General features: G+C 60.0%; 15 protein-coding genes. 5 read left to right on the forward strand and 10 right to left on the reverse strand.

Annotated elements, in window-relative coordinates; all coding sequences use genetic code 11:
* The 3 genes from tnpC to GGQ90_RS29570 form a co-directional block, all read right to left on the reverse strand.
* Positions 1–1,613, reverse strand: a 1,613-nt coding sequence (gene tnpC, locus GGQ90_RS28155) for an IS66 family transposase (protein ID WP_380766134.1), incomplete at its 3' end; no start/stop codon positions are given.
* 31 nt (positions 1,614–1,644) lie between these two features.
* Complete coding sequence (gene tnpB / locus GGQ90_RS28160) at positions 1,645–2,001, reverse strand: IS66 family insertion sequence element accessory protein TnpB (RefSeq protein ID WP_188084574.1); 357 nt, start codon at positions 1,999–2,001, stop codon at positions 1,645–1,647.
* 164 nt (positions 2,002–2,165) lie between these two features.
* On the reverse strand, positions 2,166–2,450 hold the full coding sequence (locus tag GGQ90_RS29570; protein WP_246428502.1) for a transposase: 285 nt from the start codon (positions 2,448–2,450) through the stop codon (positions 2,166–2,168).
* A 115-nt stretch (positions 2,451–2,565) separates the two neighbouring features.
* On the opposite strand from GGQ90_RS29570, the gene GGQ90_RS28170 reads away from it, so the two are divergent.
* Positions 2,566–2,874, forward strand: coding sequence for a hypothetical protein (locus GGQ90_RS28170; protein ID WP_188084575.1), 309 nt, complete (start codon positions 2,566–2,568; stop codon positions 2,872–2,874).
* Positions 2,875–3,088: 214 nt separating this feature from the next.
* Here GGQ90_RS28170 and GGQ90_RS28175 read toward each other — a convergent pair whose 3' ends face one another.
* The 5 genes from GGQ90_RS28175 to traA form a co-directional block, all read right to left on the reverse strand.
* The gene (locus GGQ90_RS28175) at positions 3,089–3,430 is read right to left on the reverse strand and encodes a hypothetical protein (RefSeq protein WP_188084576.1); all 342 of its coding nucleotides are present in this window, start codon (positions 3,428–3,430) and stop codon (positions 3,089–3,091) included.
* A gap of 139 nt (positions 3,431–3,569) precedes the next feature.
* A complete protein-coding gene (locus GGQ90_RS28180) occupies positions 3,570–3,914 on the reverse strand; it encodes a hypothetical protein (RefSeq protein ID WP_188084577.1) in 345 nt (114 codons plus the stop codon).
* A 101-nt stretch (positions 3,915–4,015) separates the two neighbouring features.
* Positions 4,016–4,327 (reverse strand): hypothetical protein, encoded by a 312-nt coding sequence (locus GGQ90_RS28185; protein ID WP_188084578.1) that lies wholly within the window; start codon positions 4,325–4,327, stop codon positions 4,016–4,018.
* 215 nt (positions 4,328–4,542) lie between these two features.
* Positions 4,543–5,277: a DUF6118 family protein gene (locus GGQ90_RS28190; protein WP_343054216.1), complete on the reverse strand. Its 735-nt coding sequence runs from the start codon at positions 5,275–5,277 to the stop codon at positions 4,543–4,545.
* A gap of 12 nt (positions 5,278–5,289) precedes the next feature.
* A complete protein-coding gene (gene traA / locus GGQ90_RS28195) occupies positions 5,290–8,244 on the reverse strand; it encodes a Ti-type conjugative transfer relaxase TraA (RefSeq protein ID WP_188084580.1) in 2,955 nt (984 codons plus the stop codon).
* 173 nt (positions 8,245–8,417) lie between these two features.
* On the opposite strand from traA, the gene GGQ90_RS28200 reads away from it, so the two are divergent.
* Positions 8,418–8,723: a conjugal transfer protein TraD gene (locus GGQ90_RS28200; protein ID WP_188084581.1), complete on the forward strand. Its 306-nt coding sequence runs from the start codon at positions 8,418–8,420 to the stop codon at positions 8,721–8,723.
* 22 nt (positions 8,724–8,745) lie between these two features.
* Positions 8,746–8,982, forward strand: a complete 237-nt coding sequence (locus tag GGQ90_RS28205) for a conjugal transfer protein TraD (protein WP_188084582.1) — start codon at positions 8,746–8,748, stop codon at positions 8,980–8,982.
* Here GGQ90_RS28205 and GGQ90_RS28210 read toward each other — a convergent pair.
* Both GGQ90_RS28210 and GGQ90_RS28215 read right to left on the reverse strand, forming a co-directional pair.
* Entirely contained in the window at positions 8,967–10,475 is a 1,509-nt protein-coding gene (locus GGQ90_RS28210) for a HEPN domain-containing protein (protein WP_188084583.1), read from the reverse strand. The genes GGQ90_RS28205 and GGQ90_RS28210 overlap by 16 nt on opposite strands.
* Positions 10,472–11,071 carry a hypothetical protein gene (locus tag GGQ90_RS28215; RefSeq protein ID WP_188084584.1) on the reverse strand — a complete coding sequence of 200 codons (600 nt, stop codon included), beginning with the start codon at positions 11,069–11,071 and terminating at the stop codon, positions 10,472–10,474. Before GGQ90_RS28215 ends, GGQ90_RS28210 begins: the two co-directional genes overlap by 4 nt.
* Before the next feature lie 215 nt (positions 11,072–11,286).
* Between GGQ90_RS28215 and GGQ90_RS28220 the strand changes: the two genes are divergently transcribed.
* A complete protein-coding gene (locus GGQ90_RS28220; RefSeq protein WP_175551304.1) occupies positions 11,287–11,475 on the forward strand; it encodes a hypothetical protein in 189 nt (62 codons plus the stop codon).
* Positions 11,476–11,963: 488 nt separating this feature from the next.
* Positions 11,964–12,170, forward strand: coding sequence for a helix-turn-helix transcriptional regulator (locus GGQ90_RS28225; protein ID WP_188084585.1), 207 nt, complete (start codon positions 11,964–11,966; stop codon positions 12,168–12,170).
* The last annotated feature ends 55 nt before the right edge of the window (positions 12,171–12,225 follow it).

Below are 12,225 nucleotides of genomic sequence, written 5' to 3' on the forward strand. Positions count from 1 at the left end.
GAAAACATTGTCGACCTCTGCTGTGAAGCTTGGAACAAGCTCGTCGACCAGCCTTGGCGCATCATGACCATCGGGCGCCGCAAATGGGCGCGTGGCTCATGATCAATGCAGGTTGGTATCAGCCAATCGTTGGGGTTAATCGCGCCCAGCTTGCAGTTTTCGATGAGCGTGGCGATGACCGCCCAGTTGTCGCCGCCTTCGTCGGAGCCGGCGAAGAGCGCGTTCTTTCGGTTCAAAGCCAAGGGACGGATTGATCTCTCGACGGTGTTGGTGTCGAGTTCGATGCGGCCGTCGTCGATGAAGCGGACGAGGCCAGCCCAGCGGCTTGTCGCATAGCGAATGGCTTCAGCCAACTTGCTTTTGGCACTGATCTGGCGAAGCCGGCCATCAAGATAGAGCTTAAGGTCCTCGACGATGATGCGGCTGCGTTCGGCGCGCTGAAGGCGGCGCTGTTCAGCGGCCGAGCCGCGCACCTCGTCTTCAATAGCATAGAGCATGGCGATCCGGCGCAGGATCTCGGTCGCGACCGGAGAACTGGCGGCGAGATCATAGAATTTACGCCGAACATGGGACCAGCAGAAAGCGAGGCTGAGCTGCTGACCGCGCCGCTTTGCAAGAGCTGTATAGCCGCCATAGCCATCGACCTGCAGGATGCCTGCAAAATCTCCGAGGTGGATGTCGGGCCGCTCAGCCTTCCGATCTGCCGCATAGATATAGGCGACCATCGGCGGACCTGCGCCACCGCATGGTCGATCATCGCGGGCATAGGCCCATAGCTGGCCGGTCTTCGTTCTGCCTCGCCCGGGATCGAGCACCGGCGCGGTGGTCTCATCAGCAAACAGGCGTTCGGATCGCCGCAGTTCCTCAAGGGTCCGGTCGCGCAGCGGCCGCAGATACCATGCTGCCCGGCCCACCCAGTCCGCCAGGGTGGAGCGATCGAGCCTGATATCCTGCCGGGCGTAGATCTGAGCCTGCCGGTATAGCGGAACATGATCGGCATACTTCGACACCAGCACCTGGGCGATCAGCGCTTCAGTCGGAATCCCGCCTTCAATTATCCGCGCCGGAGCGGGTGCCTGGACGATCGCGCCTTCACAGGAGCGACAGCCATAGCGCGGGCGGCGCGTCACCAGCACGCGGAAGGTGGTGGGCACGACGTCCAGGCGCTCGGCAACATCTTCGCCGATCTGATGGAGCGGCCCCTTGCAGCAAGGGCAGGCCTTGTCGTCGAGATCGACAATCTGTTCGATCCGCTCGAGATGCGCGGGCAATGAGCCGCGGTTGGTCTTGCGGGGCTGATCGCCGCGGGACCGCGGCGCAACAGCCTCTCTGGCAGCACGGGCGTGCCCAAGGGCGATCTCGACATCTTCCAGTCCCAACTGGAGCTGATCGGCATCGAGCTGTTCGGATCGGCTGCCGAAACGATGCCGCATGAAGGCCTTGATGATCGACTGGAGGCGTTCGATCTCGACGTCCGCTTCGCCCTTGGCGACGTTCAGCTCCGCCAGTCGGACCTCAGCTGCGGCCCGCTCTTCCGCCAAAATCCGGGACTGCTCCAGCACGAGCGCGCGAAGCGCGTCGATGTCTTCCGGCAGGTCCGCTTGCGTGAGCATGGAAAGAGTGAATCAGTGGAGCAAAGCCGCGTCAACCGGCAATCTGCGGGGCCTGCGGTCGACGGCCGCCATGGACCCGGCGCCAGTCCAATCCCTCCAGAAGCGCACCGAGTTGGGCGGCGGAAAGACGCATCACGCCGTCCTGGATGCCGGGCCACTTGAAGCCGCCTTGCTCCAGACGCTTCGCCATCAGGCACAGGCCGGTCCCGTCCCACCAGATCAGCTTGACCCGGTCGGCACGCTTGGCCCGGAAGACATAGATCACGCCGGAAAATGCATCGCCGCCATAATCGGCGCTCACTAACGCGGCCAAGGCGTCCGGTCCTTTGCGAAAATCCACCGGGCGCGTCGCCACCATCACGCGGGCGCCAACTCCTGGTCCGATCATCGGGTCGCCCTAAGGGCTTCGATTACTGCGGCGATGACGCCGGCATCGGCGCCACGGCCGATCTTCACTGCCACGCCGTCGATCTCCAGCTCGACCGCGCTGTCCTTTGCACGCGCCTGCTTCCGCGGGCGCTTCGCCGGACCCGGTTCGATCGACGGCGGCTCCTAGATAACCGCGGGGACGAACGCTGGCGCCATCGTGGGGGCAACTGGCAGCGCAACGCCGCGGGCCTCCATCTGCTTGCGCAACTGCCGCCGCCAGGTGAACAACTGCGATGGGCTAAGGCCGTGCCGACGGGCAACGGCGCAGACAGTCTCCTGCTTGGAATAGCTCTCCGCGATGATCGCGGCCTTCACTTCAGGCGGCCAGTCCCGCCGCTGGCCTGCACCGGTAAAAACCTCGAACCGCTGAACCTTGCTGGTGCCAGCATCGTCACATGGCATCGTCATAGCACCAGCGTCCTCCATCCTGATCAGGAGGCGCAGACTCAAGGCTACACTTTACGTCCGCAAGGTGGGGCCGCCGCCCCGCTTACCATCATCCTGCGCTGAACAGGAGATGACAATGCGCATCATGGCATCAAGAGCAGTCACAGGCTTTGGCGCGTTTATCCTTGCCATCTCCGGCACGCCTGCCCCTGCTGCAAATGTGGGCGTTGGATATGTGCTTGGGTTCGATGTGCTCACCGCCGCTGTAGTGTTCAATGTTTCCGGACCGGCCGCTGGCAGTAAGCCGGCTGGCGTGAGTGTCCTGCAGCGATTTGCAGTCGATACGACGACCGCTGCTGGCCAAGCGATGTTTGCTACCGCCCTAAGGGCCTGCCTCGCACAACAACGGGTTTATGTGGTCGGCCTGGGGCATTGCAACACATAGGGTGACTCTGAATCGGTGAGGTACGTCGCCCTAGCAACCGGCAAGCTAGCCCCTGTGCAGCGATGGCGATGCTTGATGAGAGGAGTTTGCCTCCGGTGCCAGGCCGTACGACGTAGGAGCTTCCACCGATATCAGCCGCATTCAGCAGTGATCGCGATCGATCGCTAAGGCCTTTCATCACTTCGGCCTGAAATGCCTTAAGCTACCACTTCGATCATAGTGGCCTTTGCCAGACATAGGCAATGATGCACCCCGCAGAGCCTTCAACGATCCGAACATTCGCCAATTTGCCGCCATTGGCTGCCACTGCGGTCAGAAGGGTCGCATAAATCCAGTCAGAATTCTGATCCGATCGTATCAATGATAGATATCCGCCGGCCAGAGGTGTGCAATTGAGAGGCGTGAGACTGGCATCGATTTTGACATAAGCTTTGCCGTCCGTGCTAGGATATAACAATTGCACGATGACATCTGGACAGTTGGTGGCACTGCAGACAGCCCATGCCGGAGAAGATATTGCTGCGAGTAGCGTGCAGGAAAAACGAAATATTTTCATTTCAAGACCTCCGAAAAAGTTTCTACGTTGAATAATCTACGAAATGTCGCGATCCCTGCTTCGGCCCCGATGAAATAATTCAATCAATTGACGCCAGGTGTGAAATTTATTCATTGCAGCCATTTTTGGCGCGCTCGGATCAGGGAAAGACCACGACATATTGCACAGCTTCGACATTCGGTTGGATTGTCGGACATGCCCCTGTACCCTGAACATCCACTGTCTTTCCGAGGCTGAACGCAGTCAACACAGTGGCCGCCATACCCTGGCCGGCCGGCGTCGACATATCTATGACCCATTGATTGGGGGCTCCGCTAGCGCAAGCCGGCACAGCAGAGCGCGTGCCGTTGGTGACGAACGCAAAGCTGGTATTGGCAGAAATCAGTTGCGTCACCTTTCCACCTGAAGCGCTACCTGCAAAAGCTGGCGATGCAAGCATCAATACAGAAAATGAAAAAAGTTTATAGAAATATTGTTGATTCATTGTGTATCTATTCCAATTTTTTGTGGAAACATCATAAATATTACTGTCAAGACATGACGATAAATATTCAATCGTATTTATATTTATCAGGAAGTTTTTATCTAAAAATCACGCATGACGCATGTTTCGCTGAACGCAATGCCGACCGGTCGGCCTGTGACTTTAGCGTTTAGGACAGTTGACTGAAAGCGGTTCAGCTCTTCTGCAGTCGCACCGGAAAATCCGAGTTTGCCCGATGTGCAGCCAGCGGCGCTGCTATACCATACAGCTATCTCGTGGTTGCCAATGTAGTTTTGCAAGCGCCAGGTCGTTGGCACTTCCTCAATAATGCCGGCTTCCGCTGGATGCGCGATGAATGACACTCCCGCCAGCGCGGCGATCAGCGCAGATTTGTACAATAATGTACTCGGCATATAATCTCCAGAATATAGTATGAAACGGAGACAATTGCATAAAATTTGTATAATTTTCGCCGTGGATGATGAAATCAAATCAGAATCATTTCAACATGTTTGCGTGCTTCCATGACCACAATAAACTAGTTTTTTGGCTTTCTCGTTTTAACTTTTTCATCGTATATGACTGCATCTCGCGGTTATGGTCGCGCGGAAGCAATTGATAGAATGTATCAGTTCGGCGCGGATATCATTATGGTGCAGCGCACCCGAGCGTGCCCTTTGGCCGCTGCCTGCCCGCATTTATCCAGGGCCTCGCTATTCGCCTTGATTATGTCCATCCCCTCGACGATTGCCTGCCAAGCTCGCGGATTTCCGGTTTCTAGCAGTCTGGTTCCTGCCTCCCATAAGGTCGGCTCGCCCATCGTCCTGCGCGCGACACTTTCGGGCCAAAGCCAGCTTTGCGGCCCGATACTCGCCGCCCAGCCAGGGTAAAGCAGCCAGAGCAGCATAACCGCGACCATCGCGCCCGTCGCGCTGTAGGCCATATGCCAGATTTGCGCCCGCCTGTTCCGAAGGTGCCCTATCGCTCGCATCTGGCTTTCACGGGCATCATTGAGGAGCATACGCGCCTGCTCGATATTGATCCGATCCGCCTCCCGCGCCTGCCGAGCCACCTGATCGATCCGAGCCGCCATATTCTCCGGCGTGATCTGCATGGCCGGCGCCTTGGCCATCTTTTGAGCCTGCGCCGCCAGTTCCACCAAATAGCTGTTCATCTTGGTGAGCGTGGGCGTGTAATCGGGTATCTCGATGCCCTGCTTCTCGATGGCGATATGCTCAAGCGCCCGTGTCATCAGCGCGATCCGACCATCCATTTCGGAGATCCGCATTTCCAGCCTGGCAAAGGCTTCAGCAGCAAGATCGGGCTCGGGATCGCCCGCACTCCCAAGTTGATCCATATCCATTCCTCCTGAGAGTTAGCGGCCAAAGCCGCGACTGATGTCGTGCCCATGATCGAAGGGGATTGAGGCGGCGAGTTGCTGGGAAAGGCTGCGCTGCGCGTGCTGGCCAATCTCAAGGCCAAGCTGGCGGCTGCGCAGCCCCAGCACAGACTCCAATTGGGCATCACGCTGCAGGCTCTTGGCCATGTCGGTCATGTGCTGCGAAGCCGTTCTGGCACCCCGGAAATTACCGTCGCGAACAAGCTCGTCGTGCTGACGCTGAAGCTGCTGCCAGCCCTCTACAAACCGATCCGCTCGGGCGTAGGGATCGACGCGGATTTCCGCTTCCAGCTGCATTGCGCGGACAGCCGCCTGGCCTCGCCCTTCTGCGGCGTCCCTGACCAGTTCAGGGCTATGCCCGAATGCGCGATCGAGATCCGATGCGCCCTCGGGGCGGATTGCGTCCAGCGCCTGCCGGGCCTTCTCCAGCGTCACATGCTGATGCGGCATGGCTTCCAGCCCCTGCGCCCGCGCCTGCTGAATTTCATGTGCCGCCCTTGCGTAGCGCTCCACGGCACCTCGCAGACCACCGGCCCGGATCGGTTGATGATCACGGCCATGGTCATGCTGGACTGCTGGCTGGGGCTGCGCAGGCGCGACCTTCGGCCGGAAATTGTCGAAAAGACCGCGCGCCTTCTGGGCGCCTGCGCGTGCAATTTCGACCACGCGTTCACGGAATCTGATGCCACGCCGCTCGGCAAAGGCCCGCTGGCTCTCGGCCGACAACTCGTGCGGGATGCCAGCCTTCTGATAGTCCGTCGCCATATCCTTGGCGCGCTCACGCGACAGCGTGTGAACCAACCGTGCCTGGTCGCGAAAATCATCGCGTCCATAATGAAGGGCGAGTCCATCCCGGTGTCGTGATAGCGCGACATAGGCGCCGTGCCGATCCATGCCCGGCGTCGCCAGCACATGCGACCGGTCAACGGTCATCCCCTGCGCCTTGTGGATCGTGGCAGCATAGCCATGATCGAAGTCGCGATAATCCTTGATGTCGAACGCCACTGATCGGCCATCGTCGGTCCGCACAGCCATATGGCCGTTGCCGATATTCTCGATGGTTCCGAGCGTTCCGTTCTTGACCTCCAGGCTGCGCTCATTGCGCAGGAACATGATGCGGTCGCCTGTCGCGAACTGCCGGTCGCCGCGTTCGGTCTTCACGGCAATGTCCGGCCCTAGTTCGCCGGCCTCGCGCATGCGTTCCCGCGCCGCTTCATTGAGGTCGCGTACTTCCGCATTGGTGTGGGTCAATATGATCCGGCTGGCATCCGGCTTCGCTTTTCGATCGCGATCCCAGCCGCCGATCAATGCACTGCGCGCCTGGTCATGGGTGTCGGCGGCATGGACCATGTTGTGCTCGGCATAGTCGCCGATCGCTTCTCCGGTGCGGCCGGTTGCCAGATGCCGGGTCGCATCCTGCTGCCAGCCTTCATGCTGACGGCGAACTTGGGTGATCTCCACCCCCCCATGACGCTCATGCAGCGCCCGGAACGCAGCGCCCGCCTCGATCGACTGCAACTGCTGTGGATCACCGACCAGCACGACCTGCGCGCCAACCTCGGCGGCATGGGAGAGGACGCGCTCCATTTGGCGCGTTCCGACCATGCCGGCCTCGTCGATCACCAGCACATCGCGGGCTGTCAGAAGATCGCGTCCTCGCGCCCAGCCATGTTCCATGCTGGCGATGGTGCGAGAAGCAATGCCCGAGCCATTCTCCAGCCCTTCGGCGGCAATACCGGCAAGGGCTGCGCCCCGCACGTTGAGGCCGGCTCTCTCCCACACATCACGTGCCACACCCAACATGGCGCTTTTGCCGGTGCCGGCATAGCCAAGGATCAGTGACAATCCTTGCCCACCTGTTACATGTCGCAACGCGGCGTCTTGCTCTGCTCCCAGAGCAAGACCTTTACTCTCGGCGGCACGAATGGCGTAGTTCGTTGCCGTCGGGAGACCAGGCTCCATCTGTAGTGCGAGCCGATCAGCCGCACGGTCCAGCCGCTGCTCGACCTCGATCATCTCGCGACTGGTGAAACGATCTTCGCCGCGTCCGTCCTGACCGAGCGCAATCAGGTTTGGCGAGCCGCGTACCGCGTGCATCGCCGCGTTGAACTGATCCTGCCCATCACTGTGCCGGTGGATGAACATGGCGAGGTCACGATGGGTGAAGGTGGCCTGGCCATGGGTGATGGCATCGAGCGCAACGCTGGGATTGGCAATGATGCGTTCGCCATTCTCCCGCGCAATCTCGCGATGAAGCTCGGCGCGATCGGCTTCCAGCCCTTGCGCGCCCATGCGGTGTGCGGGCCCGCCGATCTTACTTTGTGGCTCCAGATCGATGCCCTGATCGGCAAGTCTGCGATGATCGATCCGTGCGTCGATGTCGAGTTCGGCAAGCCGTGCGTTGACATGAGCGCCCCAGTTCTCACGCCAACGTTCGACATTCGCATGATCGTTCCACTCCCGCACCTTCTGGCCAAAGCCATCGGGTGTCACCTCGCGCATGGTCAGCATGACGTGGGCATGGGGCTTGGCCTGACCGTCGGCGCCAATGTCCCAATGGACATTGAGATCGGCGATCATGCCGCCATCGACAAGCTCTTGGGCAACAAAGTCGCGGGCAAGCTCGATACCCTGCGCCTTGGTCATTTCACGCGGGATGGCGAATTCGATTTCGCGCGCGAGCTGCGCGTCCTTGCGGCTTTCAAACGCCTCGACATCGTTCCAGAGGCGTTCGCGCTCGCGCCATTGCTCCGGCGCGCCTTCGGGCAGCATGACCTCGCTATGCTCGACACCGGAGCGAGCGCGGAAATCATGGTCGCGATCCAGGCGCTCGTCATGCAGCCGCTCGCCTGCCCGATAGGCAGCCGCTGACACGGCAGACCGGCCCGCTGCGCGACTGATGATCTGAACGGAAAAATGGAAGATCGCCATAACGATCGTCCATTTACTACGCTGAGCCGCACGTCGGAACGACGTATAAGCGCGCCCTTCTCGAAATTTTCCTGGAAGGGACTAGGCGGTGCCAGACTGTACCGGCGACTCTACTGCGCGCCACAGGCCCTTCTTCTATCATGAGCGCATCATCATTCAACGGAGACTTGATCATGCGCAAACCCCGCGATTTTGATTCGGAGCTGAAGGCGCTGGCTGACAAGGCAAAGCAACTGAAGGAACGGCGCGTGCGTCAGTTGGGCGAACTGGTCGTGGCAACCGGCGCGGATGTGCTCGACGCCGATCTGCTGGCCGGGGTGCTCCTTCATGCGGCGCGCAGCAAGGATGCGACAGCCAAGGAGGCGTGGCGCAAGGCTGGCGCCGCCTTCTTTCGCGGCGACAAGCGCCAGCCTGCGGGCGGATCTGATCGCCTCCAGAGCGGCACTCTCCCGCTCGACGGTGGCTCGGCATCGGCTTGAGGCACAGAAGGCAAGAACCGACATGCGAGACTGGGCCGTCAAACGCCGGGAGAGAACTCGTCATCTGATCGAATTGGGTGGCCTCGTCATCAAGGCCGGCCTGGTCGATCTCGTTGATGACGATCGTGCCACCCTCTATGGCGCCTTTCTCGCCGTCGCGGACAGGCTGCACGGCGAGGACCGACAAAAGGCGCTGGCCCTATGGCAGCGCAAGGGCAAGCGTGCCTTTGAGGCTGAAAGCGATCAGCGCGATCGATAGATTGTCACGCTTGCATGCTCGTCCGGCTGTACGACTTCGTCGGCGCTCGCGATGACAAAACGGCCGGATGGATCGCAGAAGCGTATGGTGATCAAATCATCCCTGATGGTCGGGCAAAGCCCTGAGCCGTAGAGAATGTCGGCAAGTGCGTCGAAGGTCGTTGCCTTGGCACGATAGGTTCCGGTCCAACGGACGGTCCAGATGTCCTCATTGGCTGCGGTCCGATAGCCGGCTCGATTGGCGACTTCAACGACCGCTTCCAACACGGTCTCGGCACGAATGTCGAAATCGAGAACGGCGGTCAGCTTTGCCGGCTCAGATGGAATGACCGGACTTGAGCGCTGAAGACGCCAATGCATCGCTTCGGCCCCGGCCAGGAACAGGCAGAGGCCAACAGAAAACAGGGAGGTGCGCCTTACCCAACGTCCGATGGAATCGCTGCGTTCTACGGCATGTAAAAGGCCGCGCAGCCGAGCCAAAGGCGACCGGTATCGGCGCGTGCCTACGGCTGCGGGTAACAGCGGCGGCAGTGCGCGAGAATTTGGCGTCAAGATCAGCGACTGCGGAGGCGGCTCCGATATTGTGGGTTGCTGTTGAACGGCCAGCGACGCGTCATGGTCGCGCCAGCTTTGCGCGGTCAGTTGCTTGAGCGCTTCGCCTCGCTCCAGCGCCCAAACCAGTTCGGCCGGCGTGATGCGATAGGACCGCTCATAGCGGGCCTCGACATAAGCCCTGCGGATGCATCCGAAGGCACGTCGCTGGTGCCGGTCTTCGCGCGGCCACGCGGCGCGGAGATCGGGTGCCAGGGCCTCCGCCGCTTCGCGCAATTCGTCAAGCGCATGGGTGCGTGGTCCATGGAACGTGAAGGACCATAATATGCTCTGATAGAAATGCTCGCAGGCCTGATGCAGGAGCAATGCGGCCATCCGCATATTGCCCCTGTCGCGATAAAAGGCTGCGCCGGCCAGAAAGTCGCAGCCATTTTTATGCCAGCGCGCGAATTCTGCTCCGGCCCTTCTGGCCCTTTCTTCCTCAGGCAAATGACGCGGCGCTTTGAGGCGCAGCCCTTCCGTCTGATACAGCGCTATCCCCTTCTCCGCGATCGTGACGAAATGGGGCACAGCATCGGCAAGGGCACTGTTGATCCGGTCCAGGCTTTCCACTGACATCCGGACCGGCCGGGCGATCTCGCCATGCTCCCATGCGCGGCGCAATCGATCTCGCATTAATCGCCAATCCTGATCACTGCGCGCTAGGCGCACATGGTTGACGATCAGCATCAGCCGGAACGCCGCGCCCGACGGAACGTCCTCCCATGCCTGCTCAGCGTGCGGGCCGTGCAGAATGACTGCAAGGATACGCCCCTCGCGATACTGCAGCGACAGCCTGCCCTTGCAGCTTTCCGCGAAGGTCTCGAAGACCATCCATGTCACCTGCTCAAGCTCATGCTGGATCGAGGCTGGAAGATGGCCGAAGTCGGTGCGCAATGTCATGACGCTATCGTCGCGTGCCGCTTGTCTCCGTCCGCGAGACGGGCATGACCGGTTACGTCATGTACGCGATCCAACAAGGCTCGGATCAGCAGGCAAACTCGTTCGGGAGAAAAGCCGCCATCATCCATCGGCGGGTCGCCGATCAGATGGGGATAGCCCCATTTCCAATAAGGCGTGAGGATGACCACCAACCGCGCCATGTCCGGGCAATCAAGACCAAAGCCGGTCGCGTTGGCATAGGCCAGCGCCTTGGCAATATCCTGGCGGATATGCTCGGCATTCCACGCGTCGGAAAATCCTACGTCGAGCAGACATGCGCAAAGCGCCAGTTTTGCGACCGCGCCGGCCTGATGAAGCGTCGTGCGGATATGCCGCCTGAAAAAGCCGGCATCGATCCCGGCAAAGGCAATCTCGGCGCTCTGAAAAAGGTCTCTGCTCAGGTCCCGGCTTTCGCGGCTGCGGCGCAAGGTCACCGGCGCGTCTTCGTATCGATCATGAAGGTACGCGAGGGCCCTCCCCCACGGCGCAATGTCTGCCGAAATGGATGCTGCTGTTAACGTACCGAGCAGCGCGCGACGTGACGTGGTGATGACCATAGAGCATCTCCCATTCGGCACCTTTCATCGATGAGCGGAAGCAGTGGGTAGGTGCAACACGGCCCTGACAGATCCCGCATGATTCGCGGCGCGTCGATGCCAACGGCACAAATCAAGCCGCCGAACGCAAATATACGCCACCGTTTACTCAATAAACGATGTCGTATATACAAATAAACGGTAGCGTCAACCACTTTGACTTGGAGATTCGTTTCGTGATCGATACCGACAATGTCATGGGACGCCCGCCGCTAGGAATGAAGCCGACGACAGTCAGGCTATCGGCAGATACGATCGCGCGTATCGAGGCGTTGGTTGGAAACCGGAGGCTGGCTTTGTTCGTCAGGGAAGCCGTTGAGAATGAGCTGCGCCGGAGGGAAAATCCATCATCCTCGGATAAGTAGGCTCACCGCATGCCTGCCGCGCTGCCAAGTACACGACCAAATTGCCCGAACTCTCCATGGTCAAGCGGACCAAGCATGTGAGACGTGTATGTCGTTCTCGCAACCTCCGCGCGCCCTGCTGCCCTTGCGCGCATAACAGCTTTTGCGCATGCTCTTCCATGGCGGACAGACCTCCTCAATTTTGGAGAATTTGTCATGAACGACTCGACTTGAAAGAACCGTCAGATCGCGAACTTTGCGGTCTCGAACGCCGGTGAGCCTATCAAGCGGGACGATATGGGAAAAAATCTGCGCCGATCGAGAGATGCGTTTGCGTCTACGCTATTTTCCGCTGACTTCCCAAATCGTTTCCAGAAGTCCGCCGGCGTCCAAGCCAGTTGAGCCCCGGTCTCCAGAGGCATTGTCCCACCCTCTTGCAGGGCGGCTCCGCCTGTCTGATGCTGGCTTCAGGGGGCTCCCGCAACTTCATGAAATGAGGACACCGCCCCATGAACAGTTCCGACCGTATCATCCGAATGAAGACCGTTCTCGCCCGCACCGGGCTTTCCCGTTCAACCCTCTACCGCAAGATCGCGGACGGTACATTTCCACGCCAGCTTGCCATCAGCGCCCACGGTGCCGGGTGGCGCGAGTCAGCTGTTAATCGCTGGATTGCCTGTCCGTCGTCAGAACATTCGGCACAACTCGCGGCGTAGATTAGCGGAGTGCGGACCTCGTCAGGGGGTTGATCTTAGGCGGCGAACTTGCGGT

The organism is Sphingobium scionense, assembly GCF_014197035.1.
Classification (GTDB): domain Bacteria; phylum Pseudomonadota; class Alphaproteobacteria; order Sphingomonadales; family Sphingomonadaceae; genus Sphingobium; species Sphingobium scionense.